At 54.6% G+C, this 19,769-nt stretch carries 18 protein-coding genes and 1 pseudogene; 11 read left to right on the top strand and 8 right to left on the bottom strand.

What is annotated here, in order from left to right:
- The first annotated feature begins 30 nt into the window (after positions 1–30).
- From argF to AC0LWE_RS16890, 3 genes are all read left to right on the top strand, one after another.
- A complete protein-coding gene (gene argF / locus AC0LWE_RS16900; RefSeq protein ID WP_174342676.1) occupies positions 31–1,035 on the top strand; it encodes an ornithine carbamoyltransferase in 1,005 nt (334 codons plus the stop codon).
- Positions 1,036–1,082: 47 nt separating this feature from the next.
- Complete coding sequence (locus AC0LWE_RS16895; RefSeq protein ID WP_202668005.1) at positions 1,083–2,486, top strand: YfcC family protein; 1,404 nt, start codon at positions 1,083–1,085, stop codon at positions 2,484–2,486.
- Positions 2,487–2,569: 83 nt separating this feature from the next.
- Positions 2,570–3,049 (top strand): arginine repressor, encoded by a 480-nt coding sequence (locus tag AC0LWE_RS16890; protein WP_059180002.1) that lies wholly within the window; start codon positions 2,570–2,572, stop codon positions 3,047–3,049.
- Positions 3,050–3,052: 3 nt separating this feature from the next.
- On the opposite strand, the gene AC0LWE_RS16885 is transcribed toward AC0LWE_RS16890, so the two are convergent.
- The gene (locus tag AC0LWE_RS16885) at positions 3,053–3,151 is read right to left on the bottom strand and encodes a hypothetical protein (protein WP_234593629.1); all 99 of its coding nucleotides are present in this window, start codon (positions 3,149–3,151) and stop codon (positions 3,053–3,055) included.
- Here AC0LWE_RS16885 and AC0LWE_RS16880 point away from each other — a divergent pair.
- The 4 genes from AC0LWE_RS16880 (at position 3,150) to ridA (ending at position 5,261) form a co-directional block, all read left to right on the top strand.
- A complete protein-coding gene (locus AC0LWE_RS16880; protein WP_072241926.1) occupies positions 3,150–3,254 on the top strand; it encodes a pyrBI operon leader peptide in 105 nt (34 codons plus the stop codon). The genes AC0LWE_RS16885 and AC0LWE_RS16880 overlap by 2 nt on opposite strands.
- 34 nt (positions 3,255–3,288) lie before the next feature.
- A complete protein-coding gene (gene pyrB, locus AC0LWE_RS16875) occupies positions 3,289–4,221 on the top strand; it encodes an aspartate carbamoyltransferase (RefSeq protein WP_059180001.1) in 933 nt (310 codons plus the stop codon).
- 12 nt (positions 4,222–4,233) lie between these two features.
- Positions 4,234–4,695 carry an aspartate carbamoyltransferase regulatory subunit gene (gene pyrI / locus AC0LWE_RS16870; RefSeq protein WP_012015859.1) on the top strand — a complete coding sequence of 154 codons (462 nt, stop codon included), beginning with the start codon at positions 4,234–4,236 and terminating at the stop codon, positions 4,693–4,695.
- 179 nt (positions 4,696–4,874) lie between these two features.
- Entirely contained in the window at positions 4,875–5,261 is a 387-nt protein-coding gene (gene ridA / locus AC0LWE_RS16865) for a Rid family detoxifying hydrolase (protein ID WP_216980560.1), read from the top strand.
- A gap of 117 nt (positions 5,262–5,378) precedes the next feature.
- On the opposite strand, the gene AC0LWE_RS16860 is transcribed toward ridA, so the two are convergent.
- Together AC0LWE_RS16860 and AC0LWE_RS16855 are read right to left on the bottom strand one after the other, a co-directional pair.
- On the bottom strand, positions 5,379–5,858 hold the full coding sequence (locus AC0LWE_RS16860) for an Hcp family type VI secretion system effector (protein ID WP_216980561.1): 480 nt from the start codon (positions 5,856–5,858) through the stop codon (positions 5,379–5,381).
- A gap of 232 nt (positions 5,859–6,090) precedes the next feature.
- A complete protein-coding gene (locus tag AC0LWE_RS16855) occupies positions 6,091–6,783 on the bottom strand; it encodes a hypothetical protein (RefSeq protein ID WP_202668007.1) in 693 nt (230 codons plus the stop codon).
- A gap of 355 nt (positions 6,784–7,138) precedes the next feature.
- Between AC0LWE_RS16855 and AC0LWE_RS16850 the strand changes: the two are divergent.
- A pseudogene (locus AC0LWE_RS16850) lies at positions 7,139–7,501 on the top strand (SymE family type I addiction module toxin); the annotation flags it as partial.
- Between the two features lie 116 nt (positions 7,502–7,617).
- On the opposite strand, the gene AC0LWE_RS16845 reads toward AC0LWE_RS16850, so the two are convergent.
- From AC0LWE_RS16845 to mgtL, 5 genes are all read right to left on the bottom strand, one after another.
- Positions 7,618–7,911, bottom strand: coding sequence for a DUF6966 domain-containing protein (locus tag AC0LWE_RS16845; RefSeq protein ID WP_202668009.1), 294 nt, complete (start codon positions 7,909–7,911; stop codon positions 7,618–7,620).
- Complete coding sequence (locus AC0LWE_RS16840; RefSeq protein ID WP_202668010.1) at positions 7,908–9,029, bottom strand: DUF8093 domain-containing protein; 1,122 nt, start codon at positions 9,027–9,029, stop codon at positions 7,908–7,910. The genes AC0LWE_RS16845 and AC0LWE_RS16840 overlap by 4 nt, the downstream gene beginning before the upstream one ends.
- 195 nt (positions 9,030–9,224) lie before the next feature.
- A complete protein-coding gene (locus AC0LWE_RS16835) occupies positions 9,225–11,609 on the bottom strand; it encodes a beta-N-acetylhexosaminidase (RefSeq protein ID WP_219347725.1) in 2,385 nt (794 codons plus the stop codon).
- A gap of 462 nt (positions 11,610–12,071) precedes the next feature.
- Positions 12,072–14,780: a magnesium-translocating P-type ATPase gene (gene mgtA / locus AC0LWE_RS16830; RefSeq protein WP_219347121.1), complete on the bottom strand. Its 2,709-nt coding sequence runs from the start codon at positions 14,778–14,780 to the stop codon at positions 12,072–12,074.
- 331 nt (positions 14,781–15,111) lie between these two features.
- Positions 15,112–15,162 carry a mgtA regulatory leader peptide MgtL gene (gene mgtL, locus AC0LWE_RS16825; protein WP_131489246.1) on the bottom strand — a complete coding sequence of 17 codons (51 nt, stop codon included), beginning with the start codon at positions 15,160–15,162 and terminating at the stop codon, positions 15,112–15,114.
- Positions 15,163–15,410: 248 nt separating this feature from the next.
- Between mgtL and treR the strand changes: the two genes are divergently transcribed.
- The 3 genes from treR to treC all read left to right on the top strand — a co-directional run bounded on the left by treR (position 15,411) and on the right by treC (position 19,728).
- Positions 15,411–16,358, top strand: coding sequence for a trehalose operon repressor TreR (treR, locus tag AC0LWE_RS16820; RefSeq protein WP_059179993.1), 948 nt, complete (start codon positions 15,411–15,413; stop codon positions 16,356–16,358).
- A 244-nt stretch (positions 16,359–16,602) separates the two neighbouring features.
- Positions 16,603–18,021: a PTS trehalose transporter subunit IIBC gene (gene treB, locus AC0LWE_RS16815; RefSeq protein WP_059180044.1), complete on the top strand. Its 1,419-nt coding sequence runs from the start codon at positions 16,603–16,605 to the stop codon at positions 18,019–18,021.
- Between the two features lie 51 nt (positions 18,022–18,072).
- Complete coding sequence (gene treC, locus AC0LWE_RS16810; RefSeq protein WP_219347123.1) at positions 18,073–19,728, top strand: alpha,alpha-phosphotrehalase; 1,656 nt, start codon at positions 18,073–18,075, stop codon at positions 19,726–19,728.
- Positions 19,729–19,769 lie beyond the last annotated feature (41 nt).

Raw genomic sequence — 19,769 nt, 5'->3', positions numbered from 1 at the left:
AAACCGCACACATTTAAAAAGGATCCACCCATGACCATTAACCTGAAAAATCGCAATTTCCTTAAACTGCTGGACTACACCCCGGCAGAAATTCAGTACCTGATCGATCTCGCCATCGAACTGAAAGCCGCAAAAAAAGCGGGTCGCGAAAAGCAAACCTTAAAGGGCAAAAACATCGCGCTGATCTTCGAAAAAACCTCCACTCGCACCCGCTGCGCATTTGAAGTCGGCGCATTCGATCAGGGCGCACAGGTGACCTATCTCGGCCCAAGCGGCTCGCAGATTGGGCATAAAGAGTCGATGAAAGACACCGCCCGCGTGCTGGGCCGGATGTACGACGGCATCGAATATCGCGGCTACGGCCAGCAAATTGTCGAAGAGCTGGGTGAATTCGCGGGCGTACCGGTCTGGAACGGGCTGACCGACGAGTTCCACCCGACGCAAATCCTCGCCGACCTGATGACCATGCTGGAGCACGCACCAGGCAAAACGCTGCCGGAGCTGAGCTTTGCGTACCTCGGTGACGCACGCAACAACATGGGCAACTCGCTGATGGTCGGCGCAGCAAAAATGGGCATGGATATCCGTCTGGTCGCGCCGAAATCGTTCTGGCCAGAATCCGGACTGGTTGAGCAGTGCCGCGCTATCGCCAAACAAACTGGCGCGCGCATCACCTTGACCGACGACGTCAATGAAGGCGTTCACGGCGCAGATTTCCTCTATACCGACGTCTGGGTGTCGATGGGCGAGCCGAAAGAAGCCTGGGCTGAGCGCGTCAGCCTGATGAAGCCCTATCAGATCAACACTGCGGTACTGAAAGCGACCGGCAATCCGAACGTGAAGTTCATGCACTGCCTGCCGGCCTTCCATAACGAGCACACCAAAATGGGTCGCGAAATCGAAATGGCCTACGGCCTGAAAGGGCTGGAGGTGACTGAAGAGGTGTTCGAATCCGCGAACTCTATCGTCTTCGACGAAGCTGAAAACCGCATGCACACCATTAAAGCGGTCATGGTGGCGACACTCGGCGACTAATCACCGCCCGGCGCGGCCTGAGGTTGCGCCGGGGCAAGGAGAACATCATGGGCAAGTTCAAATTTCCTTCCGCTTACACCATTCTCTTTTTCCTTATTGCCGTTGTGGCCGCACTGAGCTGGGTTATTCCGGCCGGTCAGTACCAGATGGCGATGAACGCCGCGCTTGGCAAAGAAGTCCCTGTAGCCGGAACCTACGCGCACGTCGCGGCGCATCCGCAGGGGATCGTTTCGGTGCTGATGGCCCCGATTGCCGGGCTGTACGATCCGGTTTCCGGTCAGGCGGGCGCGATCGACGTGGCGCTGTTTATCCTGATCATCGGCGGATTTCTGGGGATCGTCACCAAAACCGGGGCGATTGACGCAGGGATCGAACGCGTCACCACGCGGTTACGCGGGCATGAAGAGTGGATGATCCCGATCCTAATGGCGCTGTTTGCCGCGGGCGGGACGATCTACGGCATGGCCGAAGAGTCGCTGCCGTTCTACACGCTGTTAGTGCCGGTGATGCTGGCCGCCCGTTTCGATCCGGTTGTCGCCGCCTCCACCATTTTGCTCGGCGCAGGCATCGGCACGCTCGGCTCGACCATCAACCCCTTCGCCACGGTAATCGCCGCCAACGCGGCGGGCATTCCTTTCACCAACGGCATCGCTTTGCGCGTCGCGCTGCTGGTGATCGGCTGGCTCATCTGCGTGGCGTGGGTGATGCGCTACGCTCGTAGAGTGCGCCAGGATCCGTCCCTGTCGATCGTCGCCGACAAACTGGAAGAGAACCGCAACCATTTCCTGGGCAACAAAAGCGAACAGTCGCTGGAATTCACCCCAGTGCGCAAAGTGATTTTGGTGATTTTCGCCCTCGCCTTCGCGGTGATGATTTACGGTGTGGCGGTGCTGGGGTGGTGGATGGCGGAGATTTCCGCCGTGTTCCTCGCCAGCGCGATTATTGTTGGTCTGATTGCCCGCATGAGTGAGGAAGAGCTGACCTCAACATTTATCAACGGGGCGCGGGATTTGCTGGGCGTCGCGCTGATTATCGGCATCGCACGCGGTATCGTAGTCATTATGGATAAAGGCATGATTACGCACACGATTTTGCACAGTGCTGAAGGTCTGGTCACCGGATTGTCATCGGTGGCGTTCATCAACGTGATGTATTGGCTGGAAGTCGTACTGTCGTTTCTTGTGCCTTCTTCCTCCGGCCTGGCCGTTCTGACGATGCCGATCATGGCGCCGCTCGCCGATTTCGCTAACGTCAACCGCGACCTGGTTGTGACCGCGTACCAGTCCGCATCCGGCATCGTCAATCTGGTCACGCCGACGTCTGCCGTCGTGATGGGTGGCCTTGCCATCGCCCGCGTACCTTACGTGCGCTACCTGAAATGGGTTGCGCCACTGCTCGGCATTCTGACGGTAGTGATCATGGCGGCGTTAAGCCTGGGTGCGTTGTTGTAATTTGCCGGATGGCGCTGTGCTTATCCGGACCCCGGTTCGGTGCGGCGCCACCGGACATTTTTGGCCATCAAATGGGATTAGATATGACGGAATACGGAGATTACTCCCCAAAAGAACAGCTTCAGCTCAGGGTTTGCCAGAGCCTGATCAGCGAAAAAAGTTACCTTTCCCAGGAAGAAATACGCCGCGATTTGCAGGAGCGCGGGTTTGACAGCATCAGCCAGTCGAGTGTTTCCCGGCTGCTGAAGTTGCTTGGCGTCATAAAAATTCGCAATGCTAAAGGCCAAAAGATTTATTCCATGAATCCGCAGCTGCGCCCTGCTCCCGATGCGGCACGTTCGATCGCCGAAATGGTGGTGAGCGTGGAGCACAATAGCGAGTTTATCCTTATCCACACGGTGGCCGGATATGGCCGCGCCGTGGCGCGAATTCTGGATTATCACCAGTTACCGGAAATTTTAGGCGTGGTGGCCGGGAGCAGTATCGTCTGGGTTGCGCCCCGCGTGGTGAAGCGCACGCCGCTGGTGCACAAGCAAATTAATTATTTACTCAGAACGCATTAATATTCAGATAGAACCGTTTGCGATGAGTAAAGTGTGCATTAATCGCTTGATCAGAACATCGAGCTGAGTATAATCGCCGACAATTTGCCGGGAGGAAGCCATGCTCAAGCGTGTTCGACATCATGTCTTACCGCGTCTGAAAACAGACGCTGGCCTGCCGTTTTTCTTCCCGTTGCTCCCCCTATTCCCAGAGCCCCTCATTTGAGGGGCTTTTTTTTGCCCGGCGTCAGGAGATAAACATGAATCCGCTTTATCAAAAACACATCATTTCCATCAATGACCTCAGCCGCGAAGAGCTGGAACTGGTTCTCGATACCGCGGCAAAACTGAAGGCCAACCCACAGCCCGAGTTGCTGAAGCATAAAGTGATTGCCAGCTGTTTCTTCGAGGCGTCGACGCGCACCCGTCTGTCGTTTGAAACCTCCATGCACCGTCTGGGTGCCAGCGTCGTGGGCTTCTCTGACAGCAGCAACACGTCGCTGGGCAAAAAAGGCGAAACGCTGGCGGACACCATTTCGGTTATCAGCACTTACGTGGACGCGATTGTAATGCGCCACCCGCAAGAAGGCGCGGCGCGTCTGGCGACAGAGTTTTCCGGGGGCATTCCGATTCTGAATGCGGGTGACGGCGCGAATCAGCACCCGACGCAAACCCTGCTGGATTTGTTCACCATTCAGGAAACCCAGGGGCAGCTTGAGAACCTGAATATCGCGATGGTCGGCGATCTGAAATATGGCCGCACCGTCCACTCGCTGGCACAGGCGCTGGCGAAGTTTAACGGCAACCGCTTCTACTTCATCGCCCCGGCCGCGCTGGCGATGCCGCAGTACATTCTCGATATGCTCGATGAAAAAGGCATCACCTGGAGCCAGCACGCCAGCATCGAAGAGGTGATGGGTGAAGTGGATATTCTGTATATGACTCGCGTGCAGAAAGAGCGCCTGGACCCGTCCGAATATGCCAACGTGAAGGCGCAATTTGTCCTGCGCGCCAGCGATCTTGAAGGCGCGCGCAACAACATGAAAGTGTTGCATCCGCTGCCGCGCATCGACGAGATCGCCACCGACGTGGACAAGACGCCGCACGCCTGGTATTTCCAGCAGGCTGGCAACGGTATTTTTGCTCGCCAGGCGCTGCTGGCACTGGTTTTGAATCGCGAATTAACACTGTAGAGGGACAGGAAAATGACACACGATAACAAACTCCAGGTAGAAGCCATCAAGCGTGGCACGGTGATTGACCATATCCCTGCGCAAATCGGCTTTAAGCTACTGACCCTGTTCAAGCTGACCGAAACCGATCAACGCATCACCATCGGTCTGAACCTGCCATCCGGCGAAATGGGTCGCAAGGATTTGATCAAAATCGAGAACACGTTCCTGACCGACGAGCAGGTGAACCAGCTGTCCCTGTATGCACCGGATGCGACCGTTAACCGCATCGACGATTACGAAGTGGTGGGGAAATCTCGCCCGAATTTACCAGAACGTATCGACACTGTTCTGGTTTGCCCGAACAGCAACTGCATCAGCCACGCTGAGCCGGTTTCATCCAGCTTTGCAGTTAAAAAGCGCGAGAAAGACATCGCACTCAAATGCAAATACTGTGAAAAAGAGTTTTCTCATTACGTGGTGCTGGCTAACTAATTGAGGCCTTCTGCTACCCGAAATCATTCGCGCTTCATTGAGGCGGTAAGTCCGAATATCCCCGGCAGCAGAGAAAACTCTGTGACCGGGGTAGGAGGACGCGGCCAACGATGAGGCAGCGTGAAGGATGAAGTGTATAATGGCTGGGAATTTTTTAACGCTGTTATCCTGGAGAAATCATGACAAAAGTACTTGCGACGGAAAATGCACCAGCGGCTATCGGCCCATACGTTCAGGGCGTTGATCTGGGCAGCATGATCATCACTTCCGGTCAGATCCCGGTGAATCCAAAAACCGGTGAAGTACCGGATGACGTTTCCGCTCAGGCACGTCAGTCGCTGGAAAATGTAAAAGCGATCGTGGAATCCGCGGGCCTGAAAGTGGGCGATATCGTGAAAACCACGGTGTTTGTGAAAGATCTGAACGATTTTGCGACCGTTAACGCCACTTACGAATCGTTCTTCACTGAGCACAATGCGACCTTCCCGGCGCGTTCTTGCGTGGAAGTGGCGCGTCTGCCGAAAGATGTGAAGATTGAGATTGAGGCGATTGCGGTTCGTCGTTAATCGGTTTGCCCTCTCCACTGCGGAGGGGGCTGTTTCTGGTACTCCCCTTCCCTGCAACTTTTTCATTCCACTCAACTTTTCTTTGAAACATCTTCGCTTTCCGCGTGGGTAAATCGTTCAGGCACAACACCAATCATTCCATGCATCGCGATAGATGATATTCCCTTCTGTGTATTTCCAGGTGATGGCGGTATAGCGTAGTTCGAGTGTTTCCAGATGCGTGCTGCTTAATTCGTTAGGGGCAAGATATGGCGAAACCGTCGTGATTTTGACATCTTCCAGGACAATATTGAAATACTCGGATTCCACGCCTGATTCCAGAATACGATACATCCTGATGGTCGCTTTCTTCATGGTTCGGCCTTCACACACCGCGCGATAAAGAAGGGGCGTAGTTTGGTCGAATTCTTTCACTATTGTGATAGGGCGATGCACTCGCGTACCTGTCAATTTTCCCCAACTCGGATCAACCGGAATGGTTACGCCGTGGGAAAAGGATTTTAATTCGATTGAGCCTAAACGCGTTGGCATCAGGCAGCTTCCAATGACAGGGCTGCCATTTTCATCTTCAAGCCATAAATAAGCTGGGGTAGACATACGATTTCCTTATTAGTTAATCCATATACAATTCGTAAAACTTACCATTTAACATATTTAGAAAATATATAGATCATGATTATAGCGAATAAACCTATAGGCCAGACGGGGCTATCAGGGAATAAAAAACCTTGCGCTAATGAAAATATAACTGTTAGCACAGCGGGACCCTGTAACGAGATTAAAGATCTGAATATGCGTTTAAAAAATCTTTTGCATAAATCAAGCATATCTACTGGACCATCTTTTTAATGATGTCTGCTATTTCCCCATCAGAGGCCCATTGCGCATTAAATGCATCAGCCCGTTCAAACAGGGGTTCAATCAAAAAAAACATCATTTCCAATTCTTGAGAATATAGCGCAGAGTAGTAAGCTGGATAGATATAGTGAAGACGATTTGCGCTGTCTGCTGCTTTCTGGACTATGCCGTATACGCCTGCGATAGAGAGAGCTGTACCACTAACACGACCAGTTATGACGCTCATATTTAGGCCAAGATTTGTTCCAACAACGACTAATGATGCCGCCGCTAAAGCAAACCCTAGGTTTGTAAGTGAACTAGCAGCGATATGAATATTTACAGCCATGAGAATTTTTTTGATATGCTCTAATTGTTCTGTTGTTCTGTATTTAAAAATCTCTTCGAAATATATTTTTAGCATGTCAAAAACTACATTGCCATGCTGAATAAGGTGAACGATACCTTGCCTGAATCGCACATCCTCTGTTTTCTGTTTCTGACAAACGTCCTGATACTCATCAGTAAAGCAGGATGTGTAATAAAGCATGCGTTGCGCGCCACTCCCTATCATTTCAATCTGATTAGATACCGCCTTTCCAACGCCTGTTAATGCGTGCTCGAGCTTTAATGCGAGTATTTTATTGGCCTGTAAATACCTTATAACTTCACTGTCGTAATACATAGCCGCCCCTGGCTGATTTGCGTTAAGTATTTAAATATTACCCCCTCCTTACTGTTCAAAAATGTGCGATTGGTTACGTATTTTGAATTTATTTGCATACTACAAAAAAACTGAATATCCAGTACGGCGTGAAGATTAGGTAACAAGCAGGATTCCCCGCAGTTCTGCAAAATTTCATCTCTGTTTAATTCTCTCTGAATCGCCCTCGCATTTCCTGTGTTCCCCCCATATTTCTGAGCACTGTTTTTTTATCCAAGGAGTATTATTGGTTTTACGCGATGAGATGTTTATTCAGAATTTCCTAAACAGATCCTGAGAGATCGGAGGATAATGATCGTTTTCCTGAGGTGACTCGCAAAAAGATGCGCGCCGTTTGCACGGTAAGAGCCCGACGGTGGCAGCGGTTCATCCTAGAGCCGATACTCTACAGAACAGCGCCGCCTGCTGCGAACTTCATTCCCGCGCAGGCCACTACGTAATCCCACTCGCCGGAGCGTGGCTGTTGAAAGCCGGTTTTATTGACGGGATGCCTGTAAAAATCCGCGTCATGCTGGACTGCATCATCATCGCCCCACAAAACACCCGCGAGCTATGGGGCTGCCTTGAAGGCATGAGCGTGGCGGCAATGAACAAACAACGCGTAGCGGAGTGGCTGAAAACCTTTCCCGGGGCGTTGAACGATACGGGGAATGTGCCGGTGGTGCGGCGAGGGATGTAGGTCGGGTTGCTCTGGAATTGATGAGTTAGCCTCCGGCTAGAGGCCGGGGACTAAGCTCAGTACGTGACAGGTGCAGGAGGCGTGTTCTGCGAGGGCGTGTAATTCAGATGTTATGGTTATTCCGGAGCTTTTAGTGCTTCGATTGCCTGAGCTAGCTGTTTGTAAAGTAAATGTCTCAGGTCATCTAATTCGTTATTTTCTCGGATTAACGGAATTCCATTTTTGTGAAGGACAATATCGTTAAACGAGCCCATTCCGCCGTAAAAACCTTTGAGGGAGTGAAGGGATGATTCGTAATCAACATCCAGTTCTGAGCCTAATTTTTCAAATGCTTTTGCCCATGGCACTTCATCGTTTGATGACAATATGTTAGCGATTTCGACAGCAGTTTTTTTTATTTCATTTTTCATTTCAATGTCCCATTACCAATTATATTAACTCCGGGTATTTTCCATGGGGTAGGTACAATTACCTGCTCTGTTCCACCTAAGAAAATATCCGTTTGGTAGCCTACTTCGCCAACATAGACTTTAGTCCCTGCAGGGATCTGGATCTCATGATAAGCATTGAGTGGAGATTCGCTGCCATTTGGCCATATCGGCAATAGTGCTTTATCAACCCGAGTCTGGAGCACTCCTTGAGGCTGTTCATAGCCAAAGAATTGACCCAAAGGTCTTCCATCGACACCGCCGCGATAGAACGTCGTATCTGTTGATAGAGTAATTTCTTTGTAAGTACCGCCTGAAAAGGTCTCTGCTAAATTATTCGATAATGGCCCAGGTTTTATCATCGAGTATTCACCCTCCACTTTTCCAAGAACGTGGAGATTCTTAAGCCCGGATAGTTCATTCATCGCGCCCTGGCGACCAAGGCCAAGACCTGCCGCAACAGAGGCTCCAGCGATAATCAGACCTTTGTTATCCATGACCTGATCGTAACCCGCTGGAGCATCACCGCCGAGCTGCTGCGCGGTCTGATGGAATCCTTCAATGTTGCCGTTATAGATGCCGCCAGCCGCCAAAAGCCTGCCTGCCGCTTTGCTGTTGATCGTTTTCGCTGCCTGGGCATGTTGCACTGGCTCACCTGAAGGGCGGAGCTTCTCTGTCGCACCGGGTTTCTTGCCGTTTTGGTTATTGATAGCGAACTGATAGGCACGCTGGAAATCACTGACCACCCAGCAAAAAGGATCAACTCCATCAAAAACCAGATCGCCCGTGGCGTTGATGTGAAAAGGGTTTACGGCGTCGTCCCAGTGTTCATGGGTATCCAGACCGATGATCCAGCCTTCCATTAGGTTGACTTCAAGGTAGTCATAAACGGGGTCATATCCTGAACGGATATAGGGCGTGTTCTTCGGAGATGGCAATCGTTCAGGAGCTTTATTAACTGGTGGCGAGACATAATTCCGATAGTCCAGGTCATAGGAAAATGTGGCTTTTTCCAGTGCTGCATCGGGCGTCAGTATGTGATGAAACTCATCAGGAGACAGCTCCCGCTCGAGTTCCCACAGTGTATAGAGTCTTAGCATCAAATATCCTTATTTCCGCGTTATTTTTATGGATTTTCGCGCGCGTTTGTATGCAAATCAAGCACACAGGCAATAGATCCTCACTCATCAGCCATAGGGTAATATTATTGTGAAGCTTGTTCGTGAGCTGCAAAAATTCTAACTGTATTATGAAAAAAAAGGCCTGAACATCAGGCCTTTTTTGTACCGGTATCCCTACTGATTCCGCGTCGCCCTTAACAGCTTCTCAACCGGATAAACCGCTGCAATCACCACTTCATCGTGAATCTCCGCAGCTTTATCCAGCTCTTTCTGGATAGAGGCTATCTCCTTATCATCCAGCGTGCCCTGCCGCGCCACCAGGTCGGTCAATCGCAGGCCAATCGACGCCAGTTTATCCACCTCCTGAATAATTGGCGTGATGGCTTTGAGCTGATAGTTATTTTCGCTCAGCGCCTGCGCATCGCTGGTATTGCTTTGCCAGCGGGTAAACACGTGGCGCAGCGCCTCGGCGCTTTCGCTGTCTTCCGCATCGCTGACCAGGCGTTCGGCCCATTTGTTCATCTGGCGCACGGTGTTGCTCTCCGCGCTCAGCGCGTCGGCGTAGCGGTTCAGTGGCTCGAACTGATGATAATTTCCGGCCTGGAATTTAAGATGCTGCCGGGTGTAATACTGCGCCGGCTCCAGCGCCTGCGCGAGAATCTGCAACGGCAGCGTCTCGGTCGTATTCGCCAGACGCGTGAAATACGCCTGCTGCTGGCTGTGCTGCTGAAGGCCGACCGATACCGTCGTCCAGCTGTCCATCGCCTGCAAACGGCTGTACATGTTGTCGACATCCTTCACGTCCTGCGCGGACCACAGACGCTCCGCCACCGCAAACGCGCGCGGCCACAGCTTGATATCCAGCACCGGCGCAACCACGTTTTCCGCCCATAGCGCCGCTTCACCGCCCATCAGATTCGCCTGCTGATTGGCATCCGGCACCACCGGTTGCGTGCCATTTGGTATGTCATCCAGACGCGCACCGGAAATGGGATAGCGGGCGTTACCCACCAGGAAATAGCCCGTCAGCTTATCGTTTGCGACGTTCACCACCGGACGCGTTTCGCCCATCCAGGTATCAACGGTGAAGGTCACCTGATTGTCATCACGCCACGCAATATCATTCACCGCGCGCCGGGATTTACCGTTGAAATCAATAAATCCGCGCCAACCAGAAACGGCTTTCACCAGCGTAAAGCTGCCCTCCACCGGCTTGCCTTTCAGGCGCGGCATGGTGAACGTCCAGCTCTGCGCGCTGTCGTTATCGCCAATGATATCCACGCCGTTTAAGCCCTGCGGCACGATTTCATTGCGATAGTGATAGGCCGTGCTTTGCGGCTGATCGAGATAAAAACCAGTTGAGAGAATCCCTTTGTAGCCCTGCTTTGCCACTTCGCCCAGCGCGTCCTGCCCCTGCCAAGACTGGATCAGAATGCTTTTTGGCAGATCCGGATGGTAAATCTCATCCCAGCCGACCATCTGGCGGTGATGTTTCTCAAGGATCGTTTCCAGCTTGCGGTTGAAATACGCCTGCAAAGCGTGGCTGTCGGCAAGCTTGTTGTCTCGCATAAATTGCTGGATGGCTTTGTTTTCTTTCCACTGCGTGTCGTCAACTTCATCGCCGCCGATGTGCAGATACGGATCGGGGAAGATCGCCGCCAGTTCGCTGACCATCGCCTCAGCGAAGGCATAAGTCGCCTCTTTTGTCGGATCGAGAACCGGTTTCAACACGCCCCAGTGACGCTCCATCGCATAGGGTCCTGGCGCGCTCATGAGTTCCGGATAGGCCACGGCAATCGCCGACGCGTGACCGGGCATGTCGATTTCCGGCACCACGCGCACGCCGCGCGCGGTGGCGTAGCGCACGATGTCACGCATCTGCTCCGGCGTGTAAAACAGTCCGTCGCTGGCCAGTTGCGTCAGTTTTGGATAGCGTTTTGAGGTAAATCGCCAGCCCTGATCGTCGGTCAAATGCCAGTGCAGCACGTTCAGCTTGGCGGCCGCCATACCGTCAATCTGACGTTTGATATCCTCAAGCGGAATGAAATGACGCGCGGAGTCGAGTAATAGCCCGCGCCACGGGAAGCGCGGGGCATCGTCAATCTTCACCCACGGCAGCGAAGTATTTTCCGCGCCGTTTTGAATCAGCTGGAGCAGCGTTTCCATCGCCCGCAGCGCACCAAAGCGGGTGTTGGCCGCGATATTGACGCCGTTGGCGTCGACGGTGAGCGTATAACTTTCATCGCTGTCGGGCAGGGGTTGCGGGGTCACTTTTTTAGCGATCGCGATGTGAATGGTGGGTTTATCCGGATTCACGGCCTGCGGCTGAAGCGTCCAGCCGGTTTGCAGCGCGATGCGCTGGCGCAGACGATCCACGGCATCACCGAGATCGTCGCCGCTCACGCTGACAGAAAGTGTATCGTTCAGAATCAGTGCGCCTTGCGTGGAAGGCCGCTCAACGTTGGCAGGCCACGGCATGAGGGGCAAATCGCCCGCCGGAGCCGCAAGTGCAGAAGAGCCGAGCAAAAGCCCGGCAGTCAGGAGGCTGTAGCGCAACATCATGTTCCTTATCAAATTTGACGGGCCAAATTAGATCAAAACATTTTGTTAACATGTGGGTAAATTGTCGTCAAGGAGAGAGGGCGACGGGGATCACAGGTTGTTAAATTTGGGAGGAACGCCATCCGATGGAGAGCGGCGACGTGTTGTAGGGTCTGATGCCCTCACCCCGGCCCTCTCCCACAGGGAGAGGGGGAAACAGCTCCGCGCGATTCCATCGACCACGGCATAGAGGGAAACAGCCCCGAGCAATTCCCTCAACCACAAGCAGAGGGGAAAAAAGCCCCGTACGATCCCATCATCCACGGGCATAGAGGGAAACAGCCCCGAGCGATTCTCTCCACCACAAGCAGAGGGGGGAAAAGCCCCGTACGACCCCATCGACCACGCGTAGAGAGGGAAAACAAGCCCGTGCGATAACCCTCTCCCCGTGAGAGAGGGTTAAAGTGAGAGAAAATCGTCTTACTGCCAGCCGTAGCGACGGGCATAGAACCCTTTCACCATCTGCGTCAGCACCATGTACCCCGCCAGAATCGCCACCAGCCATGGGAAGTAGCTCAATGGCAACGCTTGCAGGCTCAGGTAGCTTGCCAGCGGTGAGAACGGCAGCGCGATGCCCATCACCATCACCAGCAGGGTCATGATGATCAGCGGCCATGCGGCGCGGCTCTGAATGAACGGGATACGGCGCGTGCGGATCATATGCACAATCAGCGTTTGCGACAGTAACCCGACCACAAACCAGCCGGACTGGAACAGGGTCTGATGTTCCGGCGTGTTGGCGTGGAACACAAACCACATCAGGCAGAAGGTCAAAATATCAAAGATCGAGCTGATCGGGCCAAAGAACAGCATGAAGCGGCCCAGATCGGCGGGGTTCCAGCGCTGCGGCTTTTGGATCTGCTCTTCGTCCACGTTATCAAACGGGATCGCCACCTGGGAGACGTCATACATCAGATTCTGGATCAGCAGATGCAGCGGGAGCATCGGCAGGAACGGCAGAAACGCGCTCGCCACCAGTACGCTGAAGACATTACCGAAGTTTGAACTGGCGGTCATTTTGATGTATTTCAGCATATTGGCGAAGGTACGACGCCCTTCAATCACGCCCTGCTCCAGCACCATCAGGCTCTTTTCCAGCAGGATGATATCGGCCGCTTCCCGCGCGATATCCACCGCGCCGTCCACGGAAATCCCGATATCCGCCGCCCGCAGCGCAGGCGCATCGTTAATGCCATCGCCCATAAAGCCCACCACGTGCCCTTCGCGACGCAGCAGCGTGACAATGCGCTCTTTGTGCATCGGCGTCAGGCGCGCGAACAGCGTGGTCTGTTTTGCCAGGACCGCCAGTTCATCATCGGAGAGCGTTTCGATATCGCTGCCCGTGACCACGTCGCCAGCATCCAGCCCGACGTCATGACATACTTTTGCGGCCACCAGCTCGCTGTCTCCGGTCAGGATTTTGACGGTAATGCCGGAGGCGCTAAGCGCTTTCAACGCCGGCGCGGTCGTCTCTTTCGGCGGATCGAGGAATGCGATGTAACCTTCGAGGATCAAATCGGATTCGTCGATACGCTGATAGTCGCCAACGCGTGCAGGCAAGAATTTACTGGCAACCGCCACCACGCGCAGCCCCTGACGGTTGAGATTGTCCGTCACGCGTTTGATGCGGCGCAGCATGGTGTCGTCCAGCGGTACGATTTCGCCATTATGACGCACCTGAGCCGAGACGTTCAGGATCTCCTGGAGCGCCCCTTTGCAAATCAGCTGATGTACATCCGCCTGTTCGCTCACCACTACCGACATGCGGCGGCGCTCAAAGTCGAACGGGATCTCATCCACTTTTTGCCAGCGCGTCGACAACGTGCGGGCCGAATCTTCATCCACCCCTTCCAGTACCGCGACATCCAGCAGATTTTTCAGGCCGGTTTGATAATGGCTGTTCAGCCAGGCGGTGTGCAGCACGCGCTCGCTCACTTTACCGGCGATATCCGTGTGGTTCTCGAGCACAATTTTATCTTGCGTCAGCGTCCCGGTTTTATCAGTACACAGGATGTCCATCGCACCAAAGTTCTGGATAGCGTCGAGATGTTTCACGATCACTTTTTGCTTAGACAGTTTGACCGCCCCCCGCGCCAGCGTGGAGGTAACAATCATCGGCAGCATTTCCGGCGTTAGACCCACCGCGACGGAGAGCGCAAACAGCGCGGCTTCCCACCAGTCGCCTTTGGTGTAGCCGTTGATCAGCAGCACAATCGGGGTCATCACCATCATAAAGCGGATCAGCAGCATGCTGACACGACCGATGCCTTTCTGGAACGCGTTCGGCTCGCTCTCCTGCTGGCTGACGCGCCCCGCCAGTTGACCAAACCAGGTGTTACCGCCGGTCGCGATCACAATGGCCTGCGCCGTACCGCTCACCACCGTGGTGCCCATAAAGCACAGGGTATCGCTTTCAAGCGGGTTGGTTTGCTGCGGGTCACGGCTGCGCGCCACTTTCTCGACCGGCAGCGATTCACCGGTCAGCGAGGCCTGCGCCACAAACAGATCGCGCGCCTTAACGATGCGCAAATCGGCCGGGATCATGTCGCCTGCGGCGAGTTTAATGACGTCGCCGACGACCAGCTGATCGATAGGCAACTCAAGCCAGGCGCTTTCGCCTTTCTCGTTGATTACACGCTGCACCGTGGCGGTATTGCTGACCATCGCTTTCAGAGCGTCTGCCGCACGGGTAGAACGCGCTTCCTGAATGAAATTCAGCAGCGTAGAAATGGCAACCATCAGCGCGATGACACCCGCAGCGAACAGATCTTCTGTGGCATACGAAACGATAGCCAGTGCGGTCAGCAGCAGGTTAAACGGGTTGCGATAGCACAGCCACAGGTGGACGAACCACGGCGACGGCTTTTGCGCCGGGATCTGGTTGTCGCCATGTTTGGCGCGTGTTTTTTCGACTTCCGCAGCGTTCAGCCCTTCCGGATGGCCGCCAAACGCACGCCAGACTTCATTCTCATCCATCGCGGCGGCTTTCAGGCAGTGTTCCGTCAGCGTCGGTGGAATGACGGTTCCCGCCACGTGTTTGGTATCAGGCAGGAGATCGCGCTGAATGAGACGGCGCGGCAAGTGGCGGCCAAACAACGCGTGTAGCTGCCGGGTGATATTTTTCAGCATAACAATTCCCCCGCATCCGCAAAGGCGGACGCAGTTTTTCCCTCAGGCGTGGCAGTGCCGTACCTGAAGGGCACTTAACTTTTTCAAAGCAGAGATTTTTTTCCTAACTCATTCAACTTGCATGACAACAATGCCCAAGCATTATTGAACAGCGCTTACGCTGGCCCCGAAGGGGCGAGACTGAAAGTCGTGTCACGCGGCAAACGCGTGAGTCCCCGGGAGCTTACTCAAGTAAGTGACGGGGTGAACAAACGTCGCCAACGCACATGCAGCGTAAAGTTTGACGGGTAAATCGCTGCCTCACATCACCGGTGAGACAGCGAGGGCTGGCTTACCGGAAAGAGATTCTCCCTCGCGGGAGAGGGGTGGGATCAGGGTCCATACAGCCTCCGGTAAGTGAAAAAGAGTAAGTCGACGCGCAGTATCGTGTTTTATCCATACCGTTTGTGACGATTCGAGCGGTATGATAAGCCTGCGTAATTAAACCGAACGTATACACGGCACTATTCACGCGGCATTAAGCGCACGCCCTGGATAGATGACCTGTCGAAACCAGACTTTGCCCATTGCGAAATCGTGGTGTCGCATTAGGCTCAGATGACGATTTATCGCTGTTACAGGGAATAAAGGATGCAGAACCGCCTGACCATCAAAGACATTGCGCGCTTAAGCGGCGTGGGTAAATCCACCGTGTCGCGCGTGCTGAACAACGAAAGTGGTGTCAGCGAGCGCACGCGTGAACGCGTCGAGGCGGTCATGAATCAGCACGGTTTTTCTCCTTCCCGTTCCGCACGCGCCATGCGCGGGCAGAGCGACAAAGTGGTCGCGATTATCGTTTCTCGTCTTGATTCCCTGTCGGAAAACCTGGCGGTACAAACCATGCTCCCGGCGTTTTACGAGCAGGGTTACGACCCGATCATGATGGAAAGCCAGTTTTCGACGCAGATGGTGGAAGAGCATCTCGGTATGCTGCAGCGCCGCAACATCGACGGTGTGGTGCTTTTTGGCTTTAGCGGCATTAAAGACGATATGCTGAAACCGTGGCAGGCATCGCTGGTGCTGCTGGCGCGCGATGCCAGCGGATTTGCCTCCGTGTGTTACGACGATGAAGGGGCGATCCGCGCCCTGATGCAAAAACTGTACGAGCAGGGGCATCGCCATATCAGCTATCTCGGCGTGCCGCACAGCGACGTCACCACCGGTAAGCGCCGTCACGAAGCCTATCTGGCGTTCTGCAAAAAACATAACTTGCCCGCCGTTGCCTCTCTGCCGGGGCTGGCGATGAAACAGGGTTACGATCAGGTGGCGAGCGTGTTAACACCGCACACCACCGCGCTGATCTGCGCCACGGATACCCTCGCGCTGGGCGCAAGCAAGTATTTGCAGGAGCAGCGTATCGACAATCTTCAACTGGCGAGCGTCGGCAGTACGCCGTTGATGAAGTTCCTGCATCCGGAAATTATCACCGTCGATCCGGGCTATGCGGAAGCCGGTCATCAGGCGGCGGCACAGCTTATTGAGCAGATAAATGGCCGCAGCGAGCCGCGGCAAATCGTTATCCCCGCCAAAATCGCTTAATTCACCGTCATACTTCACGCAGCAGATGCGTTGGCTGCGTGCGTTCATCCCAGTCGCATAGCTGTTGTCTATGCTGCTGGGACTCCCCCACCTGCCGCCTTTTTTCAACGCAAATTGTTTAGTGATAGTTAACGTTATTGTGATCTCCCCCTGATTTCGGGAACGTTCCCATTTTCGTCGTTACGCTTAAAGAGTAGGCTTGCGTCCAGGTCATTACCCTCCACATCTGTCATGAGGCTTCATGATGAGCAAAGTAAAACAAACCGATATCGACCAGCTGATTGTGCTGGTTGGGGGACGCGAGAACATCGCCACCGTCAGCCACTGCATCACCCGCCTGCGCTTTGTGCTGAACGACCCGGCCAAAGCCGACCCGAAAGCCATCGAAAATCTGTCGATGGTCAAAGGCTGCTTCACCAATGCCGGCCAGTTCCAGGTGGTGATTGGCACCGAAGTGGGCGATTACTACCAGGCGCTGCTGGCGACAACAGGCCACTCTTCGGCTGATAAAGAGCAGGCCAAAAAAGCGGCGCGCCAGAACATGAAATGGCACGAGCAGTTGATTTCCCACTTCGCGGAAATCTTCTTCCCGCTGCTGCCTGCGCTGATCAGCGGCGGCTTGATTTTGGGCTTCCGCAACGTGATCGGCGACGTGCCGATAAGCGACGGCAAAACGCTGGCGCAGATGTATCCCGCGCTGCAAAGCATTTACGATTTCCTGTGGCTGATTGGTGAAGCGATCTTCTTCTATCTCCCCGTCGGGATTTGTTGGTCAGCGGTGCGCAAAATGGGCGGAACGCCGATTCTGGGTATCGTGCTGGGCATTACGCTGGTCTCTCCGCAGTTAATGAACGCTTACTTACTGGGGCAGCAAGTACCGGATGTCTGGAACTTCGGGATGTTTACTATCGCGAAAGTGGGCTACCAGGCGCAGGTGATTCCGGCGCTGCTGGCGGGCCTGGCGCTGGGCTTTATTGAGACGCGCCTGAAACGCATCGTGCCGGATTATCTCTATCTGGTGGTCGTTCCGGTCTGTTCACTGATTCTGGCGGTATTCCTCGCCCACGCGTTTATCGGTCCGTTTGGCCGCATGATTGGCGACGGCGTGGCCTTCGCGGTGCGTCACCTGATGACCGGCAGCTTTGCGCCGATTGGTGCGGCGCTGTTTGGCTTCCTGTATGCACCGCTGGTGATAACCGGCGTCCATCAGACCACGCTGGCGATTGATATGCAGATGATCCAGAGCCTCGGTGGCACACCAGTGTGGCCGCTGATCGCCCTGTCAAACATCGCTCAGGCTTCGGCGGTAACGGGCATTATCATCGTCAGCCGCAAACACAACGAACGCGAAATCTCGGTTCCGGCTGCGATCTCCGCCTATCTCGGCGTGACCGAACCGGCGATGTACGGCATCAACCTGAAATACCGTTTCCCGATGCTGTGCGCGATGATTGGTTCCGGCCTGGCCGCGCTGCTGTGCGGTCTGAACGGGGTGATGGCGAACGGAATTGGCGTCGGCGGCCTGCCAGGCATTCTCTCCATTCAGCCGGCTTACTGGCAGGTGTTTGCGCTGGCAACGGCGATTGCGGTTATCGTGCCGATGGCGCTGACCACCGTGGTTTATCAGCGTAAGTTCCGTCAGGGCACGCTGCAGATTGTTTAACCTCTTCTTTCGGGGCGCACTTGCGCCCCTTCGCATTTGCAGGAACGAACTATGAATACCCTTCCTCACTGGTGGCAAAACGGCGTCATCTATCAGATTTACCCAAAGAGTTTCCAGGACACCACCGGAAGCGGCACCGGCGATTTGCGCGGCGTGACGCAGCGTCTGGACTACCTCAAAACCCTCGGCATCGACGCGATTTGGCTGACTCCGTTCTATATCTCCCCGCAGGTGGATAACGGCTACGACGTGGCGAATTACACCGCCATCGACCCGGCCTACGGCACGCTGGATGATTTTGACGAACTGGTGGCGCAGGCGCATACGCGGGGGATTCGCATCGTGCTCGACATGGTGCTCAACCACACCTCCACGCAGCACGCGTGGTTCCGCGAGTCACTCAATAAAGCGAGCCCGTATCGCCAATTTTACATCTGGCGCGACGGCACGCCGGATGCCCTGCCAAACAACTGGCGCTCCAAATTTGGCGGCAACGCCTGGCGCTGGAACGCCGAGAGCGAGCAATATTATTTGCACTTATTTGCCCCCGAGCAGGCGGATCTCAACTGGGAAAACCCCGAGGTGCGCGCAGAGCTGAAAAAAGTCTGCGAGTTCTGGGCCGATCGCGGGGTGGACGGTTTGCGTCTCGACGTGATTAACCTGATCTCCAAACAGCAAGATTTCCCCGACGATAACCTCGGCGACGGGCGTCGCTTCTACACCGACGGGCCGCGCGTACACGAATTTTTGCAGGAGATGAGCCGCGACGTGTTTACCCCGCGCGCGCTGATGACCGTGGGCGAGATGTCATCCACCTCGCTGGAAAATTGCCAGCAGTACGCAGCGCTGGACGGGCACGAACTGTCGATGACGTTCAACTTCCACCATTTAAAGGTGGATTACCCGAACGGCGAAAAATGGACGCAGGCGTTGCCCGATTTCGTGGCGCTTAAAACCCTGTTCAGCCACTGGCAGCAAGGGATGCACAATAAGGCGTGGAATGCGCTGTTCTGGTGTAATCACGATCAGCCGCGCATTGTGTCGCGCTTTGGCGATGAGGGCGAATACCGCGTGCCCGCCGCCAAAATGCTCGGCATGGTCCTGCACGGGATGCAGGGCACGCCGTATATTTATCAGGGCGAAGAGATCGGTATGACCAATCCGCACTTCACCCGTATCACCGACTATCGCGATGTCGAAAGCCACAACATGTTCGCCGAAAATCGTGAAAAAGGCCGCGAAGCGGACGAACTTCTGGCGATTCTGGCGAGTAAATCCCGCGACAATGGCCGGACGCCCATGCAGTGGGACGCCAGCCAACACGGCGGATTTACGCAGGGTGAACCGTGGATCGATCTCTGCGATAACGTCACCACGATTAACGTCGCCGCAGCACTACAGGATCCAGACTCTGTTTTTTACACCTATCAGACGTTGATTCAGCTGCGCAAAACGCTGCCGGTACTGACCTGGGGCGACTATCAGGATCTCCTGCCCGAGCACCCGTCTCTGTGGTGCTATCGCCGTCAGTGGCAAGGGCAGACGCTGATTGTCGCCGCTAACCTGAGCCGAGAATGCCAGCAGTGGCATCCGACTGCCCAGGAGGGGAACTGGCGCGTGGTGCTCAGTAACTACGACGAAGCCGCCAATACTCTGGCTGCCATTACCCTGCGCCCCTTCGAAGCCATCTGGTGGCTGCAAGACTGACGAAAAACGCCGGACAATCCTCCACTTGCCCGGCGTTACAA

The organism is Lelliottia sp. RD5, from assembly GCF_056032945.1.
The sequence above is the reverse complement of the archived record's forward strand: the minus strand, read 5'-3'. Positions and strand labels throughout refer to the sequence as shown.

What these genes read in the sequence shown, in the direction of transcription:
- argF (WP_174342676.1), top strand. Translation starts at nt 31, where the DNA reads ATGACCATTAACCTGAAAAATCGCAATTTCCTTAAACTGCTGGACTAC.
- AC0LWE_RS16895 (WP_202668005.1), top strand. Translation starts at nt 1,083, where the DNA reads ATGGGCAAGTTCAAATTTCCTTCCGCTTACACCATTCTCTTTTTCCTT.
- AC0LWE_RS16890 (WP_059180002.1), top strand. Translation starts at nt 2,570, where the DNA reads ATGACGGAATACGGAGATTACTCCCCAAAAGAACAGCTTCAGCTCAGG.
- AC0LWE_RS16880 (WP_072241926.1), top strand. Translation starts at nt 3,150, where the DNA reads ATGCTCAAGCGTGTTCGACATCATGTCTTACCGCGTCTGAAAACAGAC.
- AC0LWE_RS16885 (WP_234593629.1), bottom strand. Translation starts at nt 3,151, where the DNA reads ATGGCTTCCTCCCGGCAAATTGTCGGCGATTATACTCAGCTCGATGTT.
- pyrB (WP_059180001.1), top strand. Translation starts at nt 3,289, where the DNA reads ATGAATCCGCTTTATCAAAAACACATCATTTCCATCAATGACCTCAGC.
- pyrI (WP_012015859.1), top strand. Translation starts at nt 4,234, where the DNA reads ATGACACACGATAACAAACTCCAGGTAGAAGCCATCAAGCGTGGCACG.
- ridA (WP_216980560.1), top strand. Translation starts at nt 4,875, where the DNA reads ATGACAAAAGTACTTGCGACGGAAAATGCACCAGCGGCTATCGGCCCA.
- AC0LWE_RS16860 (WP_216980561.1), bottom strand. Translation starts at nt 5,858, where the DNA reads ATGTCTACCCCAGCTTATTTATGGCTTGAAGATGAAAATGGCAGCCCT.
- AC0LWE_RS16855 (WP_202668007.1), bottom strand. Translation starts at nt 6,783, where the DNA reads ATGTATTACGACAGTGAAGTTATAAGGTATTTACAGGCCAATAAAATA.
- AC0LWE_RS16845 (WP_202668009.1), bottom strand. Translation starts at nt 7,911, where the DNA reads ATGAAAAATGAAATAAAAAAAACTGCTGTCGAAATCGCTAACATATTG.
- AC0LWE_RS16840 (WP_202668010.1), bottom strand. Translation starts at nt 9,029, where the DNA reads ATGCTAAGACTCTATACACTGTGGGAACTCGAGCGGGAGCTGTCTCCT.
- AC0LWE_RS16835 (WP_219347725.1), bottom strand. Translation starts at nt 11,609, where the DNA reads ATGTTGCGCTACAGCCTCCTGACTGCCGGGCTTTTGCTCGGCTCTTCT.
- mgtA (WP_219347121.1), bottom strand. Translation starts at nt 14,780, where the DNA reads ATGCTGAAAAATATCACCCGGCAGCTACACGCGTTGTTTGGCCGCCAC.
- treR (WP_059179993.1), top strand. Translation starts at nt 15,411, where the DNA reads ATGCAGAACCGCCTGACCATCAAAGACATTGCGCGCTTAAGCGGCGTG.
- treB (WP_059180044.1), top strand. Translation starts at nt 16,603, where the DNA reads ATGAGCAAAGTAAAACAAACCGATATCGACCAGCTGATTGTGCTGGTT.
- treC (WP_219347123.1), top strand. Translation starts at nt 18,073, where the DNA reads ATGAATACCCTTCCTCACTGGTGGCAAAACGGCGTCATCTATCAGATT.